Annotated in this window: 13 protein-coding genes; 5 read left to right on the forward strand and 8 right to left on the reverse strand. The window is 69.0% G+C overall.

The genetic code is table 11. The annotated features are described in order from the left end of the window. Positions 1–11: 11 nt before the first annotated feature. From U1701_RS16185 to U1701_RS16200, 4 genes are all read right to left on the reverse strand, one after another. On the reverse strand, positions 12–1,064 hold the full coding sequence (locus U1701_RS16185; RefSeq protein ID WP_332783611.1) for a lipocalin-like domain-containing protein: 1,053 nt from the start codon (positions 1,062–1,064) through the stop codon (positions 12–14). After that, positions 1,064–3,592, reverse strand: coding sequence for an ABC transporter permease (locus U1701_RS16190; RefSeq protein ID WP_332783612.1), 2,529 nt, complete (start codon positions 3,590–3,592; stop codon positions 1,064–1,066). The genes U1701_RS16185 and U1701_RS16190 overlap by 1 nt, the downstream gene beginning before the upstream one ends. Continuing rightward, positions 3,582–4,268, reverse strand: a complete 687-nt coding sequence (locus U1701_RS16195; RefSeq protein WP_332783613.1) for an ABC transporter ATP-binding protein — start codon at positions 4,266–4,268, stop codon at positions 3,582–3,584. The genes U1701_RS16190 and U1701_RS16195 overlap by 11 nt, the downstream gene beginning before the upstream one ends. Positions 4,269–4,332: 64 nt before the next feature. Continuing rightward, complete coding sequence (locus U1701_RS16200) at positions 4,333–5,097, reverse strand: hypothetical protein (protein ID WP_332783614.1); 765 nt, start codon at positions 5,095–5,097, stop codon at positions 4,333–4,335. 188 nt (positions 5,098–5,285) lie between these two features. Between U1701_RS16200 and U1701_RS16205 the strand changes: the two genes are divergently transcribed. The 4 genes from U1701_RS16205 to U1701_RS16220 all read left to right on the forward strand — a co-directional run bounded on the left by U1701_RS16205 (position 5,286) and on the right by U1701_RS16220 (position 9,076). Beyond that, positions 5,286–6,113 (forward strand): universal stress protein, encoded by an 828-nt coding sequence (locus U1701_RS16205; protein WP_332783615.1) that lies wholly within the window; start codon positions 5,286–5,288, stop codon positions 6,111–6,113. Between the two features lie 96 nt (positions 6,114–6,209). After that, positions 6,210–6,887, forward strand: coding sequence for an NAD(P)H-dependent oxidoreductase (locus U1701_RS16210; protein ID WP_332783616.1), 678 nt, complete (start codon positions 6,210–6,212; stop codon positions 6,885–6,887). A 100-nt stretch (positions 6,888–6,987) separates the two neighbouring features. Next, positions 6,988–8,511, forward strand: a complete 1,524-nt coding sequence (locus U1701_RS16215; RefSeq protein ID WP_332783617.1) for a CYTH and CHAD domain-containing protein — start codon at positions 6,988–6,990, stop codon at positions 8,509–8,511. Between the two features lie 166 nt (positions 8,512–8,677). Further along, positions 8,678–9,076 (forward strand): response regulator transcription factor, encoded by a 399-nt coding sequence (locus U1701_RS16220; RefSeq protein ID WP_332783618.1) that lies wholly within the window; start codon positions 8,678–8,680, stop codon positions 9,074–9,076. Positions 9,077–9,143: 67 nt separating this feature from the next. Here U1701_RS16220 and U1701_RS16225 read toward each other — a convergent pair whose 3' ends face one another. Both U1701_RS16225 and U1701_RS16230 read right to left on the reverse strand, forming a co-directional pair. Beyond that, entirely contained in the window at positions 9,144–9,692 is a 549-nt protein-coding gene (locus tag U1701_RS16225) for a fasciclin domain-containing protein (RefSeq protein ID WP_443026079.1), read from the reverse strand. A gap of 543 nt (positions 9,693–10,235) precedes the next feature. Further along, complete coding sequence (locus U1701_RS16230; protein ID WP_332783619.1) at positions 10,236–10,961, reverse strand: SDR family oxidoreductase; 726 nt, start codon at positions 10,959–10,961, stop codon at positions 10,236–10,238. A gap of 149 nt (positions 10,962–11,110) precedes the next feature. Here U1701_RS16230 and U1701_RS16235 point away from each other — a divergent pair, with 149 nt between their 5' ends. Then, positions 11,111–12,007 (forward strand): AraC family transcriptional regulator, encoded by an 897-nt coding sequence (locus U1701_RS16235; RefSeq protein WP_332783620.1) that lies wholly within the window; start codon positions 11,111–11,113, stop codon positions 12,005–12,007. A 70-nt stretch (positions 12,008–12,077) separates the two neighbouring features. Here U1701_RS16235 and pbpC read toward each other — a convergent pair whose 3' ends face one another. Beyond that, positions 12,078–14,183 carry a penicillin-binding protein 1C gene (pbpC, locus tag U1701_RS16240; RefSeq protein ID WP_332783621.1) on the reverse strand — a complete coding sequence of 702 codons (2,106 nt, stop codon included), beginning with the start codon at positions 14,181–14,183 and terminating at the stop codon, positions 12,078–12,080. Further along, entirely contained in the window at positions 14,180–19,918 is a 5,739-nt protein-coding gene (locus U1701_RS16245) for an alpha-2-macroglobulin family protein (protein WP_332783622.1), read from the reverse strand. The genes pbpC and U1701_RS16245 overlap by 4 nt, the downstream gene beginning before the upstream one ends. Positions 19,919–20,541: the final 623 nt, after the last annotated feature.

Below are 20,541 nucleotides of genomic sequence, written 5' to 3' on the forward strand. Positions count from 1 at the left end.
CGCACGCGTCGCTACATCTGCAGCGGACGATCATAGCCGGTCAGCTCCAGATAGCCGCGGCCACCGGGTGCGCGCACCGCGCCTTCCCAATAGACCGGCAGCCCGCTGCGGCGCGCGTCGAGTTCCTGCGCCGCGAACATCGGCGTTAGGCGCCAGCGGCGGATCCGGCCGTCGGTCCGGATGCTAAGCTCCTGCGATACTGGGTAAACGGCGCCGGTCGCCGTACTGCGCCAGGTCGCGAGCGGGCGGAAGGCGACGTCGCGGGGGCCGAGAGCGGTCGTGCGTCCGTCGGCCCGGCGCAGCGACCCGCCCGCCCATAACGTCCCCCCGCCCTTGCGGCGGATGCGGAACGCCATCAGCGCCGAGCCGTCATCGAAATTGAGCCCGGTCCAATCCCAGCCTTGCGCGTCGGGGGCGAGATAGTCGGACGACCATTCGCGATCGAGCCACGCCTCGCCGGTCACCGCGACTCTCCTGCCGCCGCGTATGACGCTGCCGCGGACGCGGAGATGCGGGACCGAGTAATAATAGCTCGCCTGATCGGGACGCGGGCCCTTGCGGCTATAGCCCCCCTGCCCCTGCGGCAGCGGCGGTTGCGTCGGCTGGAAATCGAGCGCGAGCGCAAAGCCGTTCGCCGCGACGCGCGTCGTCCAGCGGCCGTCGGCGGCACGGCGCAGCCGCCAGTCGCGGATCGCGACGTCGGCATCGCCAATCCGCGCCTGCGCGAGCCCGAACCCCTGTCGCGCCGCCTGTTCGCCGTGCAGCAGCGTGCCCGTCGCCGGATCGGACAAGGCGGCGTGCGCGAACAGCACTTGCTGCGCGGCGAAGCGGCTGGGGTTGCGGGGGTCGACCGGCGGGCGGGTGCGGAAGAAGGTGACCTGAAAGCCGAGATCCCTGCCCGTATCGGTGCGCAGCCAGCCGGTGACGTACCACCATTCGGTGCGGAACGCCGGATGTGCGCCGTGATCGGCGGGGAAGCGCAGCACGATACCGGGCCGCACCACCGGATAGGGCGCGGGCGAAGCGACGCCGATTGCCGCGAGCAGACCGATCACCGCGCGCATCACCAATCCTCCCGTACCGATTGCACTGCGCTGTTCGCGGTCGCGCGGCGCCCGGCGAGCACCGCCGTCACCGCGGCCGCGCCGGTCAGTGCCGCGGCGACTCCGGCCAGCGTGCCGAACGGGATCCGCGTCGTCATCGTCCAGTTGAACGATTGCGGGTTGATGACGTGGATCAGCACCTGCGACAGGACCAGCCCGAGGCCGATCCCCGCGAGCGCACCGGTCAGCCCGACGATCGCGCCCTCGATACCGAGCATCGCGGTCAGTTGTGCTCGGGTCAGCCCGAGATGGCGGAGCATGCCGAATTCGCGTTCGCGCGCGATCGTCTGCGCCGACATCGTCGCCGCGACCCCCGCCAGCCCGACAAGGATCGCGACCGCCTCGAGCAGATAGGTGACCGCGAAGCTGCGATCGAACAGCGTCAGCGCGAGCCGCCGGAGAGTCGCGGGCTGGCCGACCTCGACCTGATCGCGCAAGCCAGGGGGCAGTTGCGCGGTCATCGCCTGCGCGACCTTCGCGGCGTCCACGCCGGGTAAGACCATCGCCGAAATCTCGTCGCGGCCGGTGTCGCCGGTGAGGCGCTCATAGTCGCCCTCGTCAACCAGCACCGCCCCCGCCTGCCGCCCGTAATCACGCCACACGCCCGCGACCACGAACCGCGTGCGCCCGGCGATCGGCAAGGTGATCGTCTCGCCCGGATCCCAGCCGTAGAGGCGCTGCGCGGGTTCGGACACCCAGACCGGCAGCGCGCGCGGCGGCAGCGAGGGGCCGCGTTCGATCAGCACCAGCAGCGGATCGCGGCCGCCACGTTCGGGCCGCGCGATCAGGCTGACCGGCGGGCGGTCCGCGGCGATCGTCAGCGGGATCTGTCGGCTGAACGCGAGCCGTGCGACGCCGGGCGTGGTCGCGAGCCGGGCGCGCGTGGCGGGGTCGAAGCTCGCGCCCGCGCTGGTCCGCAGATACAGGTCGGCGCCCAGCACCTGGTTGAGCCAGTCGTCGACCGCGCCGCGGAAGCTGGTGACCATCGTCGCCATCGCGATCATCAGCGCGGTCGACGCGACGATCCCGCATAAAGCCGTGGCGGCCTCGCCGGGGGCGCCGTGCAGATGGCGGAGCGCGAGCTGACCGGGCACGCTGCGCCAGCGCCGCCGCGCGAGCGGTGCCAGCAGCGTCCGCGCGAACCACGGCACGCCGGCGACTCCGCCCGCGAGCATCAGCGCCATCCCGGCGAAACCGAACAGCGGCAGCCCGCCGACCGCGGGCAGCATCGCCGCGCCGGCGCCTGCCACCAGCAGCGCAGCGGCGGGCCACCACGCGACCGCGCGCCGCGGGTCGAGCACATCGCCGGCATTCTTCAGCGCGGCGGCAGGCGCGGCGCGGGCCGCGACCCGTGCGGGGATTGCGCTGCCGAGGATCGCCGCGGCCAGACCGAGCGCGAAGAAGCCGAGCGCGGCCGCGGGCTGGAACACGAAATGCGCGGTGCCGCCGTTGAAATAGCCCGCGCCGAGATCGCCGCCGAACCAGCGCAGCGCGGCCCAGGCGAGCGCATAGCCCGCGACCAGCCCCGCCGCGGCGCCGACCAGCCCGATCGCCACGCCTTCGACCACCACCGCCGCGATCACCCCGCCGCGCGGCATGCCGAGCGTGCGCAACAGCGCGAACGCGCGTTGGCGGCGGACGACCGACAGGGACTGCGCCGAATAGACCAGGAACCCGCCGGTCAGCAGGGCGACCAGCGCGAGCATGTCGAGATTGACGCGGTAGGCGCGCGACAAGGCGTCGCCCTGCGCGTTCTGCGTCTCGGCGCTGGCGAGAATGGCGTCGGCGGGCAGCATCGTCTGCAACGCAGCGTCCGCGGCGTCGGGGTCCGCCAACACCAGATCGATCCGGTCGATGCGGCCGAGCCGGGCAAACCGCCACTGCGCCGCGGCGATGTCGATCACGCCGATCGCGACCGCATCGTCGGTCGCGGGCAGCATGCCGGCGACCCGCAGCGGCACCGTGCGGCCGTTGGCGACGACGATCAGTTCGGCGCCGACGCGCGCGCGGAGGTGGGTGAGGGCCGCGCGTGACAGGAACAGCGCGGACTCGTCGAATGCCGCGTCGTTGCCGCTGTCGGGCCCGCGCGGGCGGATGCCGATCAGCGACGGGGTCACCGCGGCGGCGCGGATCACGTCGACGCCGAGCAGAGTCAGCCGCGTCTTGCCGACCCGCGCGTCGAGCCGGACGACCGGGCTGACATCCACGACCCCCGCGGCGCGCGCGACGCGGGGGTAGAGGCGCTCGTCGAACCCCAGCGGGCTGGTCGCGCGAACCGAGCGTTCGGCAGCACCGCTCACGCCCCGCATCGCGCCGTCGAACGAGGCGAGCGCCGAACCGTTGACGAGGTGGACCGCGAAACCTAGCGCGACTCCCACCGCGATCGCCACCGCCGTCGTCAGGAAGCGGGCGGGATGGAACCGCCATTCGCCGCCGATCAGCCAGCCGAGCGCGAGCCGCCCCGACCACAGGCCGGGCTCAGACGCCACGCCGCTCCACCAGCCCGTCACGGCCGAGAGTCAGCACGCGATCGGCGATCGCCGCGCTGGCGTCCGAATGCGTCACCATCACCCCCGCTGCGCCGTTCTGCCGCACCGCACCCGCGAACAGCGCCAGCACGCGCGCCGCGGTCTCGGGATCGAGATTGCCGGTCGGCTCATCGGCCAGGATCAGCGCGGGGCGGTGGACCAGCGCGCGGGCGATCGCGACGCGCTGCAATTCGCCGCCCGACAGATCGCGCGCATAGCCGTCGCCGCGTCCCTCCAGCCCGACCGCGTCGAGCATCGCGCCGGCGCGCGCATCGGCCGCCTGCTGGTCGGGCGAGATCAGCGCCAGCGGCAGCGCGACGTTCTGGCGTAGCGTCAGATAAGGCAGGATGTGGAAGGCCTGGAACACGAAGCCGATCCGCTCGCGCCGCAACCGCGTCCGCGCGGTCTCGTCGAGCGTGCCGATGACGGTGCCGTCGATCGCGACGCTGCCCTGATCGGCCTCGTCGAGCCCGGCCAGGATGTTGAGCAGGGTCGATTTGCCCACCCCCGATTCACCGATGATCGCGACAAGTTCGCCCGCGCCGACGTCGAGATCGAGCCCGTGAAACAGTTCGCGCGGACCCGGCACCGACTTGCCGAGCGCACGGACCGCAAGAAGGGGGTGTGGTTCGTTCACGGGGTCCGCCGTGCCGCAGGTCCGCGCGCACCGCAATGGCCTAACGCGCTGCCACGCACGATTGCTAGATCGCGTCCCCCGCGCGGTACTTCAGTTCGAGATAGCGGCCCTGCGTGGCGACATCGTCGAGCGCATCGCGGGCGAGTGCGTGCGTCATGCGGAGCACTTCGGTGTCGATTAGCTGCAGGCCGTCGACCAGCTGCGCGGTCGGGGTCCGGTCGTTCGCCTGCGCCACGTCGCGCAGCGAAATCGGCACCGCGCGCCAGCTGTCGAGCAGGCTGGGGAGCTCGGTCGCGAGCAGCTTGCGGACCGAATCCGCCGTGGGATCGCGCGGATCGATACGCGCGAGTTGCGGCGCGAGATCATGCAGGCGCCGCGTGAGCGAGTCGGTGAGGTGCAGCGCGCGCGGCGGCAGGCCGCGGCGTTGCGCCGCCAGCCATGTTGCCGCCTCGACGCTCAGGCCCTGCAACGGCGCCCCGACCAGCGCCTCACGACCTGGCGCCCGGGGTTCGGCGCGCGTGACGATCAGCATCGTCAGCAGCAGCAGCGTCGCGCCGGAGGCCAGCGTCGCTACCGCAAACGGCGCGATCAGTCCCAGCGTGACCCAGAGCAGCACCGACGCCAGCCACACCATCAACAGCCGCATGAACAGCCGCTTGTGGCGTCGCGCCCGCGCCTCGCGTTCGCGGCGGGCCTGCGCCCTGCCCTCGGGCGAAACGCGGCGCAGCATTTCCTCGGCCTGGGTGAGCCCGACATCGGCAAGACCGACCGCGACCTTGCGCGCGCGGCGGATCATCTGTTCGCTCGGGTCACCCGCATCGTCGTTCATCGCGCATCCTTCCGCGCCCCCGCCACCGGTCGCCCGGCAAAGAGAGCCAGCCTATCGCCGATCGGTCGGTCTGCCCACCGTCTTTGGCGGTCGGCCGCAGCGGGGCGCGGCGGTCCCGGTCCGTAAGGGATTCTACGAAGCGCGCTTCCTCGATCCGGTTGCCATGATCGCCCTGAGGAGATCGGGGCATGATCAAGGACATTCTGGCGGTCGTGGACAATGGCGAGGCGGCAGCCTCGTTCCTGCGCGCCGCGGCGGCCTTTGCCGAGGCGAACGACGCCACGTTGCAGGTGGCGGTGTTGACGCCGGCGCCGATGACATCGCCGGCGCTCGCGCCGTTCGGCACGCTCTACGTACCCGAAGTCGTGCTGATGGGCGACGACGCCGCCAACGTCCTGCAGGTGCGGCATTGCCTGAAGGGGTTTGCCGGACCGATCGAGGTGTTCGGCTTTCACGACGACGTCTCGTGGCTGGCGGGCGACCTGAAGCGCAGCCCGCACGTCGCCGACCTGATCGTGATCGGCGCCGCCGAGACCTGGGCGACGCCGTGGCTGCGCCGCCGCGTCGCGAGAACGTTGATCCGCGCCAGCGGCACGCCGCTGCTGATAGTCCCCAAGAACGCCGAGATCGGGCGGATCAATCGCGCCATATTAGGATGGAAGCCATCGGCGGAGGCGACGCGGGCGATGCACGCGTTGGCGCACCTGGCGGTACCCGGCGCCGCGATCGACGTCGTCACGGTCGGCGATACGCTGCGCGAATGCGAGAGCGGCCATGACTGGCATGCCCAGGTAAAGCGGCATCTGACGCTCCACGGCTTTACCGTTGCAGGGCACTGGATCGTCAACGACGAGCGGTCCGAGACCGACGTGCTGACGCTCTACGCCAAGGAGACCAGGGCGGACGTGATCGTGATCGGCGGTTTCGCGCATTCGCGCGTCCACGACATCATCCTGGGCGGCGTGACCCGCGACTTCGTCGAACGGAGCGAAACGCCGATCCTGATCGTCGCATGATCCCCCGGAGTCGGTAGAACTACGCATAGCCGAGTCCGCCGGCGGGACCGAGACTGGCCCCCGCACGCCCGATGGGCATTTCCGATAGGCGACCCCATGACAGAGATATCCGCTACCGCGCGCGCTGCGCCCGACACGACACCGCCGGTGCATCTGGTGGTGAGCGCGAACCCAGCGCCCGACGGGTTCGATCATGCGATCGTCGAGGCGTATCGCACCACCGCAACCGAACATGGCCACACCGTAGTGGTGCGCGATCTCTATGTGCAGGATTTCGATCCCGTGCTGAAGCTCGACGAACGCCCGGGTCACGGCAGCGGAGCGACGCGCGCCGATGTCGTCGACGAACTGCGCTATGTCCGAGAGGCAGCCGCGATCGTGCTCGTCTATCCGATCTGGTACGGTTTTCCGCCTGCGATGCTGAAGGGTTATGTCGATCGCGTGCTCGGATCGGGCTATTCGTTCCGCGATTTCCACGACCAGAAGGGCCAGGCCACGCTCGCCGGCAAGCTGCTGGTGTCGTTCAGTACCTCGGGGCTGCCGCTCGCATGGCTGAGCGAAAAGGGCCAGGTGCTGTCGTTGCGCGAGATTTTCGACGTTTACCTATGGCGCGGGTTTGGGATGAAGCAGAGCGAGCATGTGATGATCGAGTCCGTCGTGCCGAACATGAGCAGCGCCTATGCCGCCGAGCAGCTCGAACGGGTGCGGCATACCACGAAGCGGACCTGCGCGCTGCTGGACGACACCCTCGTCTACGATAGCTACGAATACTGATCGCCGGTGTCGCCGTCGACCGGGCGGACCCCGCGCGCACCGTCATGGGTTACAGACCCAGTGAGGTCGCGCGCGCGCGACCCGGGTTTGGAGAGCGGCGTTGGGCAAGAAGGCGAAACGGACAGCGAGCGATGAAAGAGCGACGGGCGGGTCCGGCGCGGGCGAGGAGTTCGAACTGAAACTCGACGTCGAACCGGCGAGCCTGGACGCATTGATGCGCTCGCCTTGGCTGAACAGCGACGCCGCGGTCGATCGCGCGCAGGAGTCGGTGTATTTCGATACCCCGGACCGGGCGCTCAACGCGGCCGGCTTCTCGTTGCGCGTCCGGACGATCGGCGATCGCCATATCGAGACGGTCAAGGCCGAGGGCGCGGCGGCGGCGGGGCTGTTCGTCCGGCCCGAATGGGAGCGCACGATCGACCGCGCCGAGCCGGTGCTCGATGGATCCCCACTCCGCGGCGTGATCGCCGAAGCCGAACTGGAGCGGATCGGCCGCGCGTTCGCGGTGAGCGTGATGCGCAAGACCGTGCTCGTCGAGCGCCCCGGTGCGTCGATCGAACTGGTGTTCGACCGCGGCACCATCCGCGCCGGAGATCGCGCCGCCCCGGTCCACGAGATAGAGCTCGAACTGAAGCATGGCGACGCCGCCGCGCTGTTCGCGTTCGCGCGCGAGATCGACGAGACCGCGCCGGTGCGGCTGGGCGTGCTGACCAAGTCCGAACGCGGCTATCGGCTCGGCACCGCGCTGCCCGACAAGCCTGCAAAGGCCGCGCCGCTGGCGCTCGACGCAGACGCGACCACCAGGGCCGGGTTCCAGGCGATCGTCGGGGCGTGCCTGCGGCAGTTCCGTCTCAACGAAGCGATCCTCATGCGCACGGGTAGCGGCGGCGCGCTGCATCAAGCGCGGGTCGCGTTGCGGCGGCTGCGGTCGGCGCTGTCGACGTTCCGCCATGTCGTCGACGACGACCGGTACGACCCTCTTCGCATCGAACTGCGGTGGATCGCGGCGGCGCTGGGCGAAGCACGCAATCTCGACGTCCTGCTCGAGCGGATCGACGACGACGCCGCGGCTGCGCCACTGCGCGCGGCGCACGGGCGCGCCTATGCCGACGTGCAGACCGCACTGGCGTCGGCGCGGTTGCGGCATGCCATGCTCGACCTGTCCGAATGGACCGCGATCGGCGCTTGGCTGTCCGATCCTGCGACCCCCGACGCACGCGACCAGCCGATCGCGGCGTTTGCCGCCACCGCGCTCGAAAGGCATCGCCGGCGGCTGAAACGGCTGGGACGCAAGCTCGACCGTGTCGACGACGCGCAACGCCACGCCGCGCGGATCGAGGCGAAGAAGCTGCGCTACGCCACCGAATTCTTTGCCGGGCTGTTCGGTGGCAAGAAGGCGACGCGCCGGCACAAGGCGTTCTCTGCGGCGCTGGAGACCCTGCAGACGCAGCTAGGCGATCTCAACGATCTCGCGACCGCGCCGCAGGTGCTGGCCGACCTCGACCTGCTGGGGACGCCGACCGCCTTCGCACTGCAACCCGATCTGTCGCGTCGCGGCCCGCTGCTCGATCGTGCGGTCGACGCCTATGATCAGCTGATGGACAGCAAACCGTTCTGGCGTTGACGGGCGCGTTCACCCGCGATTGGTCGGCGCGCACCGGTGCGGCGAAAAACGCGTGTTAAGCTCTTGAAGAAGATTTATAATTGTGGCGGGGAGAGCCTCTACGCCGAGGCGCCACCGACTGGAGCGTGGGTGTAGAACCGATTGAGCGCATAAAGGGGGGACTTCAGTGTCGCGGATATTGATTGCGGACGACGACGAAGTCATGGGCGAGATCGCCTGCAACGCGCTGCTGGCCCATGGCCATGGCGCCGGCCTCGTCCAGGACGGGCTGGAAGCGCTGCGCATCGTCAAGGCCCGCCGGCCCGACCTGTTGGTGCTGGACTGCAACATGCCGGGGCTGTCGGGGGTGATGGTGCTCCGCGAGCTGCGCAACATTCCGGCATTCTGCGACCTGCCGGTGATGATGCTCACCGGCCGTCGCAGCGCGCAGGACGAGGAACTCGCCCGCTTTTCTGGGGCGGACGACTATATGAAGAAGCCGTTCGACCCGGAGGAGTTCGTGTTCCGGGTCGAGGAGCTGCTTGCCAAGCACAAGAAGAACCCCGCCAGCGTCTGGCGCGGGTAATCGGACCGGCCCAGCGATCGTGCCGTAAGCAGGTGGCGTCGGATCGTCTCCGACGCCACCAAACGTCTCAGGGCATCAATACCGTATCTACGACATGTACCACGCCGTTGGACGTCATCACGTCTGCCGTCGTGACCGTCGATGTGCCCCCCTTGGCATCGGTCAGCACGATCTTCCCCTTCGTGACGCGCGCTGTCAGCGGCTCGCCTTGCACGGTCGTGAGCGCCGCCTTGCCGCCTCCGGCCTTGATGGCGGCGAGAGCCTCCTTCGCCGTGATTTTTCCCGCCACGACGTGATAGGTCAAGACATTCGCAAGCTGAGCCTTGTTCTCTGCCTTCAAAAGAGTCGCCACCGTACCCGCTGGCAACTTCGAAAATGCGGCGTTCGTCGGTGCGAACACCGTGAACGGACCGGGACCCGACAGGGTCTCGACCAGGTCGGCGGCCTTCACCGCGGCGACAAGCGTGCTCAGGTCGGCGGTGGCGGACGCAGCCTGGACGATCGTTTTATCTGCCTCCGTCGCGGCGCCATCGGCGGTGGGGTTCGCTGTGACCGCAACGGGCATCGCGACCGATAATGCGAGCAAAGCGCCAAACGTGCGTACAATCCGTGCCATGTTCGTTCTCCTAGAGCTACAAAACCCCGTCTCGCCGCGACAAGCGGGCTTTCGGGATCCCAGACAGGTCGACGACGCTGCCATCACACCCTCGTAGGAACGGTAGCGAACTGGCTTGTCGAAGACCTGGCGGAAACCTCGCCACTTCCGACAGACCAGGCAATACGGGCTAAAGTACCGGTTCGCCCTGTCAGGACCTGGCTCGCCCTTTCTTTCAGCCAGCATGACGGCGGGTTTGGCGTCAGCAGCTGCATGCAAATCCGGGCGCCAAGGATCACCGGTACAAAGCGTGGCGGGCAGCGCGCGACATCGCCGCGGGCCGCCTGATCGCTTGGGGCGTCGATGACGGCCCGAAGGTCGAAATCTGGGCACTCCAGAACTCGCGCCGCTTGTCGAGCTCGAAGTTCCGCGCGTTTCTCGATGTGGTGACCGCACTGATGTCGGTGGACCAGACCCGAGAACACGGCGTCAACACGGCTTGATCGGACCAAGCAACAATCCGAGCAGACGACAGGTCCGCCCGGACCGTTGCCGGGGAAGCGCCTACATGCCGGCTGCGGTCGGGCGGACGATGACCTCGTTGATGTCGACACCCTCGGGCTGCTCCAGCGCGTAGCGGATCGCCCGCGCGATCGCGTCGGGGGTCAGCGACTTCTGCCGCCAGCTGGTCAAGGCCGTGGCGATCGCCGGATCGGTGATGTCATGGCCCAGTTCGGTGGCCACGACGCCGGGCGAGATGATCGTCGTCCGGATGTCGTCATGCTCCTGGCGCAGCCCTTCGGTGATGGCCCACACCGCATATTTGGTCGCGCAGTAGACGGCGGCGCTCGGCATCACGAAGTGCGCCGCGATCGATGCGACGTTGACGACGTGGCCCGCCCCTTGCGCCACGAAGCGCGGCAACACCGCGGCGATGCCGTTCAGCACGCCGTGGATGTTGACGTCGATCATCCGCGTCCACTCGTCCTGCTTCAGCGCCGCGAGCGGCGACAACGGCATGATGCCGGCGTTGTTGATCAGCACGTCGACACGTCCGAAGTGCGCTTCCGCAGCGTCGGCAAAGGCGGCGAAACTTGCCGCGTCGGTCACGTCCAGCGCCTGCCACGCGACGTTTGCGCCGAATTCGGCGGCCAGGGCTTCGAGGCGGTCGGTGCGGCGCGCGCCGATGAAGAGACGGGCGCCCTTGCCCGCCAGTTCGCGCACGGTCGCTTCGCCGATACCGCTGGACGCGCCGCTGATCAGCACGGTCTTGTCGATGACGTCGTTCATGATGGTCCTTTCGTGATGCCATAAGGCTGGACACAGATGGAACCGGACGCGCCACAGCCGTGACATGGATCGTCCGGAAGTGTTGCACGATCCTCCGAAACCGCGATGCCGTGCTTGCCGGGGCGGGCGGCAGCGAACACACCGTCGGCATGAGTTCGATCGCAGACCTCGCCGCATTGGTGGCGCGCCACGTGCCCAGGACCGGGATGGTGAGCACGCCGATCCCGCGATTGTCGCTGTTCCGGGCCGATGCGCCGACCGTGCCGTTGCCCGCGGTGTACGACGCGTCGCTTTGCATCATCGCCCAAGGCAGCAAGCGCGTGACGCTGGGCGAGCAGAGCCTGGTCTACGACGCCGCGCATCATCTGCTGGTCTCGGTCGACCTGCCGCTCGTCGGGCGCGTGATCCAGGCGGATCCGGACGCCCCGTATCTTTGCTGCAAGATCGACATCGACCAGGCCGTGCTGGCAGAGCTGGTCGTCGCGGCCGGCGGGCGGGCGCCCAAGGCCGAACTGCCCGCGCTCGCGGTGTATCGCAGCGACGACGATCTGATCGATGCCGCATGCCGGCTGATGCGCCTGCTCGACCAGCCCGACAGCATCGCTGCGCTCGCGCCCCTGATCGAGCGGGAAATCCTGTATCGCCTGCTGACCGGCCCGCACGGCCCCGGGCTCCGCTACATGGCGGTTGCCGACAGCAACCTCAACCAGATCAGCCGGGCCATCGCCACGATCCGCACGAGCTTCGATCAGCAGCTTCGCATCGGCGAGATCGCCGCGGCGGCGGGCATGAGCCCGTCATCGCTGCACGAACATTTCAAGGCGGTGACGAGAATGACGCCGCTGGCGTACCAGAAGCAGCTGCGCCTGCAGGAGGCGCGGCGCTTGATGCTGTCGGGCGGCACGACCGCGAGCAGCGCGGGCTTCACCGTCGGCTATGAGAGCCCGTCGCAATTCAACCGCGAATATGCGCGCCTGTTCGGCGCACCGCCCCGCCGCGACATCGAGCAGCTCCAGCGTAGCGGCAACCTCCTGACACCGGTATAGGCCGACTGGTGTTGGACGGACCCACATGCAGGATATGACGTCGCTTTTCTTGGGCCGGGGTAGCGAACACCTACCGGATCGTGACGATGACTTGATCCGCCGCGTTACCGGCGGGATCGAGGAGCCTCAACCGGTGGCGGCCCGGCGGGGCGAAGAACAGGAGCTGCTGGGCGGCGGGACCGAGGTCGCGATCGTCCAGGAAGACGTGGAGGGAGCGGACATCGCCGGTGGTTTCGATCGCCAGACGCTGGCGATCGGCGGGGATATCGGGGTCGATCGCATAGACGCTGCCCGAGGCGGGGTTGACGATCCGGGCACGGCGCGCGGTGGCCGGTGCGGCGGCGATCAGCGACTGTCCGGTGCCGCGCAGGAAATAGTCGATGCGGGGCTGCTCGATCGCGTCGGCGAAGGCGATGCGGCGGCGTTCGACGCCGACCGGCATCGGCGGACCGTTGTCGTCGTCGCGGTTGAGCGCGAGCATGACGTCGCGCCACACCGGCGCCGCGCCGCTGGTACCCGAGACCGCGCGCATCGGATCGCCCTCGACGTTCCCGACCCAGACGGCGACGGTGTAGCGCCGCGAGAAGCCGATGCACCAATTGTCGCGCATCCCCTTCGAGGTACCGGTTTTGACCGCAGTCCAGAACGGTAGCCGCAGCGCGGAATCGAGTCCGAACGTGGCCGCGCGCGCGTTTGGATCGGCCATCATGTCGGCGACGATCCAGGCGGCAGCGGGTGTCGTGATCGCGCGGGCATCGCGGTGGGGCGCATCCACCGTCAGCCGCAACGGCGACCAGCGCCCGCCATTGGCGAGCGACCGGTAGGCGTCGGCCTGTTCGAGCAAGGTCACCTCGGCGGAGCCAAGCGCGAGGCTGAAGCCGTAATAACCGCCGTCCTCGACGAGGCCACGATAGCCGGTATCCCACAGCCGGTCGCGGAACGGCTCGACCCCGACCAGCAACAGCGTCCGAACCGCGGGCACGTTGAGCGACCCAGCCAGCGCGCTGCGGACGGAGACGCGACCCTTGAACCCGCGATCATAGTTTTGCGGCACGTACAGCCCGGACGCGGTGTCGAGCTGCACGGGAGAATCGTCGAGCACCGAGGCGGGGGTCAGATACCCGCGCTCGATCGCCTGCGCGTACAGGAACGGTTTCAGCGTCGACCCGGCCTGACGATAGGCGTCGGCGGCATCGACCGCGGGCGCTGTCGACGCGCCGCTGATCCCGCCGACATAGGCGAGGACGTCGCCGGTCGCATTATCGACGACCACGGCCGCGCCGTCGCGCGCGCGCGATCCGCCGAGCCCGAGCAGCTGGCGACGCAGCGCGGCGGCGACCCGGCGCTGGATCCCGGCGTCGAGCGTGGTGGTGATGCGCAGGCCGGGCTTCGTCAGCAGCCGGTCGGCGAGATGCGGGGCGAGGCCCGGATCGAGCGCCAGCGTCCGCACCGGTCCGAGCATCGACGCGGCCTCGCTGGCGAACCGCGCGCAGTCGCCGGCTCCGCCTAACCGACACGCCTGCGCGGCGATACGCTCGGCGGGCGCCTGCGGGTCGGGCAGCAGAGCGGTCAGCAACAACGCGTCGTCGCGCGCCATCGCCGCCGCGGTCTTGCCGAACAGCGACAGCGCCGCCGCACCGATCCCCTGCGCCTCGCCGCGAAACGGCGCGAGGTTCAGATACGCCTCGAGAATCTGGTCCTTGCTCCAGCTCCTCTCCAGCGCCTCGGCCGCGCGCATCTGCCGGAGCTTGTCGCGCCAGCCCCGCGCGCCGGGCGTCGCGAGCGTCGGCGACAGGAAAGCGGCGACCTGCATCGACAGCGTGCTCGCTCCCCTGCCCCGCTCGCCCTGCGCACGCTCGCGGACCGACCCGAGGATCGCCAGCCAGTCCACCCCGCCATGATGGCGGAACCGCGCATCCTCGGCCGCGACGACGGTGGCGGGCACGACTGGCGCGATCTCGTCGAGCGGCACCCAGGCCAGCCGGCGCGCGGCGAAATCGACTCGCGCGCTGTCGATCAGCACGCCGTGCCGATCGTACAGCCACGATTCGGACGGCTTCCAGCCTGCGCGGACCTGTGCGTAGCCCGGCAAGGGCGGCGGAAACGTCGCCCAGTCGCACCCGATCGCCACGAGGATCAGCACCAGCAATCCGGCGAGCGCCGCGCGCTGCTTCATCGGTCCGCGACGACCATCGTCTGGTTCGGCACCGCCGCGTGGATCGCGGGCGAATACATCGCCTCGACCCGGCTCGGCGGCATCTGGAACCGACCGGCGCCGTTGAGCCGCAGCGTGTAAGACACGGTAGCGGTGCCCTTTGGCAGCCAGGCGAAATACGCACGCCACGTATCGCGCCCGCGCTCGACATAGCTCGGCCCGCTGCCCTCACTTTCGCCGCCCTGCTCGAGCAATTGCGATTGCCCGCCGAGATCGCCGATTACCGTCGCGCCCGCGGGCACGGGATCGCTGATCGCGACCCAGTTGCGCTCGGCGGTCGCTTCGACGGTCAGCGTCACGCGCAGCACGTCGCCGGTCGTCAGCCGTGCCTTGTTACGCGCCTGCACGACATCGACCTTCCGCGTCAGGCGATATCCGGCGAACAGTGGTTGCCGCAGCGGTACCGCCGCCGAGATCGACACGGTGGCCCAGGGCCCCGCGCCGCCCGCTTGCGTCAACCGCAGCGGCCCCGCCGCGGCGAGCGGGAACGACGTCGACCGCGCCGCCTCCGCCAATGGCCAGCCGCGCGAGATGCTGCGCCCCGCATAGGACAGCATCGTCGTGCCGGTGACCGCCTGCGCCGGATAGACCTGCGCGAAACGACGGGCGGCGATCGCGCCCCAGGCGTTGGCGGTGGTCGTGTCCCAATGCCCGCGCGACTGGCGCAGCGCCGTGCCGACCATCAGCCGCGGCGCATCGTCCTGCCAGCCCGGCCGTCCGAGCACCGTCGCGGTGACCTTGTTCGCCGCCTCGTCTGCCGACGACATCAGCCACCAGGAGGCGTTGGCCGAATCCGACAGGTCGAGCCGCGTGCCCTCGAACACCAGCCGGGTCCGCAGCACCGCCTCGGCCTGCGCCCGTGCCTCGATCGATACGCCGGGGATCACGCCCAGCGCGGCTATATAGTCGGCGAGGCTCGCGGTCGGCATGTCCGCCGGCGTCATCCCGATCTGGCCCAGCATCGCCGGGGTTGCCGCACCCTGCCGCGCCAGCGCCGCGAGCGCCGCGACCTTGGTCAGGCGGACGTCGCCATAATCCTCGCGCCGCAACCGGCCGTCGAGCACCGCCTTCATCGCCTCGATCATCCGCGCGCGCTGGACCGGCGGCAGCGACAGGTTCGCCGCGCCGGTGATCGACAGGACATAGGCGGTCAGCGCCTCCGACCCCTGCAGACTGTCGCCGGGGAAATAGCGGAGCAGCCCGTCGGGAGCCTGATAGGTCGGGATCTCGCCCGCCAGCGTCGCCCAGCCCGCCCCGTCGCCGAGCACGACGATCCGCGACAGCCGCTGCTCGAAACAGTTGTACGGATAGCGCGACATGTAATCGCGCACCCCGGCCAGCGACGGCGCCAGCGTATCGGCTAGGCGGATGTCGACGCTGCCCCGGCCCGGCAAGGCGCCGGCGGGCGGCGCGATCGGGATCATCATATTGTCGCCGACCTGCGCCAACGTCGCCGCCCAGATCTCGGTCGGCACGGCGGGGATGACGTCCTGCGTCACCGTAACCTGATCGGTCGCGCGACCGTCGTTGCTTTTAGCCCGCACCGTCCAGCGCAGGGTGTCCACCCCGGCGGGCGCGGTGAGGTTCCATGCGACGGGCGCGGCGCCGCCGGCCGGAATGGTGACGGTCAGCGGCTTGCCCTGTGCGATCCGCGGGACGACGTCGACGGTCGCGGTCACCGTCATCGGCCGATCCGATCCGTTGCGCAGCGTGAAGCGCGCGCCGTAGAAGTCGCCCGAGCGGACGAGTGGCGGCAGGCCCGCATAGAGCGACAGATCCTGTGCGGTGCGGATATCGGTGCTGCCCGTACCGAACGCCTGCGCGCCGTCGGTGGCGATCGCGACCAGCTTGAACGACGACAGCGCATCGGACAGCGGCACCGACACGCGCGCGCGGCCCTGGGCATCGAGCGGCACATGCCCTTTCCACAGCAACACCGGCTGGAAATTCTCGCGGTTGAGCCCGGACAGGTCGCCGCCGCCACCGCCGCCGCCCGCTTCGAGGGCCTTGCGCCCGTAATGCCGTTTGCCGACGACCTGCATCTGCGCGGTCGCGGTCAGCACCGACAGCGGACGGTCGCCCATCATCGCGTCGAGGATGTTCCAGCTGTCGTTCGGCGCGAGTTGCAGCAGCGCCTGATCGACGGCGGCGAAGGCGACGTCGGCCTCCCGCGCCGGGCTGCCATCGGGCTTCCTGACCTGGATCGCGACGGCGGCGGTGCCGCGCGGCGCATAGCGTTCGCGGTCCGCCTTGACCGCAACGCCGAGCGTATGGCCTTCCCACCCGACCTTCACCTTGGCGATGCCGAGGCGATAGGCGGGCTTGGCCAGATCGACCAATGCGGTCGGCGCCTGTGCCTCCTCGGGCCCGTCGGACAGGCCCAGCGTCCGCGCGATCCGGTGGATCCAGCTCCAGAACCCGCTCTCGACGCGGCCGCGCACGACCAGCACCGACACATAGACGTCGGGCGCATAGGCCGCGTCCATCGGCACCTCGATGACCGGGTCCTTGCCCGACAATTCCGTGACGAAGCTCGACAACACCCCCTCGCGCTCGACGCTGACGAGCGCGGTCGCCGAGCGGAACGGCATCCGCACCTGGAACCGCGCCGTCTCGCCCGAGGCGTAGGCCAGCTTTTCGGGGACCACGTCCATCCGGTCGCCATTGTCCCCGCCGAACCACCAGTCGTCGTCGCCCGCGAGCCACACCGACTTGACCGAGCGCGCCAGATTGCCGTTCGCATCGGTGGTCGTGACCACCGCATAGAGTTCGCCCGACGCCCCAGCGTCGACCTTGCACTGCGCCTGGCCCTGCGCATCGGTCGTGGCGCTGCACGACGCGGACAGTTTCGTCGTCCGCATCCGGTTGTCATAGGCATAGAATCCACCGATCAGCCGCCGCCGCGCGGTCAGTATCTCGCGGCTGTACAGCGCGACCGACAGCTTCTGTCCCTTGATCGGCTTGCCGTCGGTATCGAGCGCGACGAGGTTCAGGCGAAGATCGTCGGCGCGCATCATCCAGCCATCGGTGGCAATGCCGAGCTGGACGCCCGATGCGTAGATCGGGATTGATTTCGACGCGGTCAGCGTCTCGCCGTTGGCGTCGCGGTAATCCATTTCGACCTGCATGTCGGCGGTGCCGGGCAATGTCTGCGGCATATCGACCGTCATCCGGCGCGTGCCGTCGGTGCCGAGCGTCGCCGGCAGCATCTGGGTCGGCGGCAGCGGTGTCTTGGCATCCTCGCCCTCGCCGTCGAGCGGCTTGACGCCTTCCGCGATCGCATCGCCGCCGAAGCTGTATTTGTCGTAGCCGGTTGGCGTCGCCGCATGCGCGAACCAGCCGATACGGACGTCGACCGGCAGGTTCGACGCGCCACCGCCCGACAGATACCCCGCAAACAGATCGAGTTGGGCGGTCCGCGGTTTGACGAGCGCGGTTTTCGGACCGGTCACGCTCGCGCGCATCGTCGGCAGGCGGTATTCGTCGATCTTGAACGACTGGGCGGATTCGGTGACGGTATCGCCGACCACGAAGGCCAGGTCGTAATCTCCCATCGGTGCCCCTTGCGGTGCGGTCCACACCGTCTCGCCGGTGCCGTTCGCCCCGATCGTAACCGGCGTTTCGAACTGCGTGTCGGATCCGCGATGCGACAGCCTGAGCGTGCCGGTGAAGCCGGGTGCTAGCGAAAAGCCGCGCGCGTCCGGGCGGCGCAGGATATGCTTCATGTGGATCGTCTCGCCCTGGCGGACCAGGGCGCGATCGAACACGGTATGAATAATGTCGGTCGCCGCCGAATAGCCATAGGACAGGTCGAAGTCATAGGGGCGGATGCCCTCACCCCAATCGGTCAGGGTGAAGCTGAAATCGTCGCCGCTGCGCGCCGAGATCATCAGCGGATGCGAACCGCCCTCACCGCCCTTGGCATTGGGGCAGCTCCCATAGGTTTCGGGTTCGGGCAGCCCGCGCGCGACCATCAGGCCGCCGCTCTTGTCGGTTGCGCCGCGGGCGAGCGGCTTGCCGGTGCAGCTATCGCTCACCTGGACCACGGCATTTGCAACGGGCTTGCCGGTCGACAGCCGCGTGACCCAGGCCAGCGAGCGATCGCGGCCCCATTGGAAATGCACCGCGAGATCCGTGACCAGCGCGGCGCTCGCCACATAGCGCGGCACGTTGCGCCCGAGCAGCGCACGGCCAAGCTTCGGGCTCGCCAGTTCGACGATGTAGAATCCGGGTTTGCCGAGCGGCAGGCCGACGACTTCGAAATCCTTGCCCTTGCCCGGCAGCTCCAACGTGAAGGGGTCGCCCGCCCCGCCGCCCAACACCGGCTTTTCGCCGGTGTGGTTGATCTGGATCGGCTCGGCATCCTTGCGCTCGATCGTCTGGAAGTCCGACTTGCCGGCATCCTCCACCCGGCGCAGCCACGCGGCGATCTCGCCATCGGTGCCGGCGACGCGCAAACGCTGGCCACCGATACCCGCGGTCTGGCCTTGCAGCGACGGCTCGACGTTGCGGACGGTGACGGGCAGCACGCCGTTCTGTTCCAGCTCGATGATGCCGAAGTCGGCCGCGAACTTCACCAGCGGCGGTGCCTCGTCGAACTTCACCTCCAGCGGGAATCGTTCGCGATTGGCCAGGCTACGCCCGCTTTCGTCCTTCAGGTCCGCAGGGATCGACAGCGTCCCGCGCGTCGCGACCGGCAGCGGTGCGCCGAACGCCACCTGCTCGATGGCCGCGCGGCGCTTTTCCTCGTCGGAGAAGACCGGCGCGATCGCCGTCCCGTCGGCCAGCGTCAGCCGGATGGTCGCCGCCGCACTCATCGGGATCGGTGCGGAAAAGCGCAGATACGCCTTCTCGACCGGGCTGCATCCTGCCGCGGTGTTGACGCGCGAGCATTCGAAGCGCGCGGTAAAGGGTTTGCGGACGGTAAAGTCGAACCGCTGGTCCGCGCCCGCGAGCTTGCCCCCCGCACTGGCGATAGCGCCGCCCCAGATCAGCGCCATGTCACGTCCCGGCGGCAACGGTCGCCGGCACTTCAGCGCGGTGACGCCCGCCAGCACCCGTTGGCGCAACGCCGGATCGCTCGCCAGCGTCTTGGGCAATCCCGCGCTTTCCAGGAAGTTACCGACTAGGTAGGCATCGCCCATCCCGGCCAGCAGCTTGGCCGGCAGATCGGGCGCGAGAACATCGACCGCGATCTTCTCGCCGATGCCGTCGACCGCGCAATAGGCGTATGCAGCGATCGACATGCGCGTCGCCGGCATGTTCGCCGCGACCAGGAACACCTGATCTTCCTCGATATCGCCGTAGCGCGGCATGACTGCGCGGGCGACCGGCCCGCCCGCATCGACCACGAAACTGTCTGCATCGACCGCATAGCCCGTTGCGGTCCTCAGGCCGTCGCGCGTTGCGAGCGTGCAGCGCGTGCCGCCCGGCAAGGGTTGCGCGAAATCCCAGAAATAGGTTTGCGGATCGGCCCAGCGCCCCTCGCCGGCCACCGCGCACGACACCTTGAGTGGCGAAGCGGCCCGCGGATCGCCGAGCGGGACGATCGCATCGCTGAACCGCACGGTGAACCGTGCGATCGCACCATCCGAGATGGTGGGGGTGGCGAGCGTCACATGCGGCGTATCACCGCCGAATGCGGCAACCGGCGCAACGACGATCGCAAGCGCCGCCCACATTTTACGAAATCGCATGCCCGCTCTCCCCGTCCGCAGATTAGGGATCAGGGAGCGCTAGTCCATAAGAACCGGGTGATCGGGAACGCGAAATCGGCCTCGCCGCCGGTTTGGGGTTACAACGCGGTGTTCGTAGCCGGACGTGAGCTTTGCCTTGGCCAGTGCCAAACGCCGTCACCTGCCGGTTTACAAACCACGCGCGTGCTGCCTGCTCGAATGTCGCAACGAAGTTGGCCCCGAAATTGTCGCTAGCGTGCTACACGCCTGTATAGACGAACCCGACCGGCTCAACTTGCTAGGCCGTTGGCGGTGGCTGACGTCGAGTGCTCCGCGCGCCTCGACGCTACGAACCACTGGCATCATGTCCGCGCGGTCATAGCCTTAAGATCCATGGGGGTATCTCCTGCCGAGGCGGGCATCATACCCCCCAAGATACCCCCAAATGCAAATCGACGTCCTGGCATTCCGGGGTACAGGATGGGACGTGTTTGAAGCGCCTGAACGAGAGCCAAGCGACGGAAAAAGGGCACAAAAAAGCCGCCACAGGAAATTTTGGGCGGTTGTGGTATGTGTGGGAATGGTTGCGGGGACAGGATTTGAACCTGTGACCTTCAGGTTATGAGCCTGACGAGCTACCGGGC

Source organism: Sphingomonas rhamnosi, from assembly GCF_036663615.1.
Classification (GTDB): domain Bacteria; phylum Pseudomonadota; class Alphaproteobacteria; order Sphingomonadales; family Sphingomonadaceae; genus Sphingomonas.

What these genes read in the sequence shown, in the direction of transcription:
- U1701_RS16185 (WP_332783611.1), bottom strand. Translation starts at nt 1,064, where the DNA reads ATGCGCGCGGTGATCGGTCTGCTCGCGGCAATCGGCGTCGCTTCGCCC.
- U1701_RS16200 (WP_332783614.1), bottom strand. Translation starts at nt 5,097, where the DNA reads ATGAACGACGATGCGGGTGACCCGAGCGAACAGATGATCCGCCGCGCG.
- U1701_RS16205 (WP_332783615.1), top strand. Translation starts at nt 5,286, where the DNA reads ATGATCAAGGACATTCTGGCGGTCGTGGACAATGGCGAGGCGGCAGCC.
- U1701_RS16210 (WP_332783616.1), top strand. Translation starts at nt 6,210, where the DNA reads ATGACAGAGATATCCGCTACCGCGCGCGCTGCGCCCGACACGACACCG.
- U1701_RS16225 (WP_443026079.1), bottom strand. Translation starts at nt 9,692, where the DNA reads ATGGCACGGATTGTACGCACGTTTGGCGCTTTGCTCGCATTATCGGTC.
- U1701_RS16230 (WP_332783619.1), bottom strand. Translation starts at nt 10,961, where the DNA reads ATGAACGACGTCATCGACAAGACCGTGCTGATCAGCGGCGCGTCCAGC.
- U1701_RS16235 (WP_332783620.1), top strand. Translation starts at nt 11,111, where the DNA reads ATGAGTTCGATCGCAGACCTCGCCGCATTGGTGGCGCGCCACGTGCCC.
- pbpC (WP_332783621.1), bottom strand. Translation starts at nt 14,183, where the DNA reads ATGAAGCAGCGCGCGGCGCTCGCCGGATTGCTGGTGCTGATCCTCGTG.
- U1701_RS16245 (WP_332783622.1), bottom strand. Translation starts at nt 19,918, where the DNA reads ATGCGATTTCGTAAAATGTGGGCGGCGCTTGCGATCGTCGTTGCGCCG.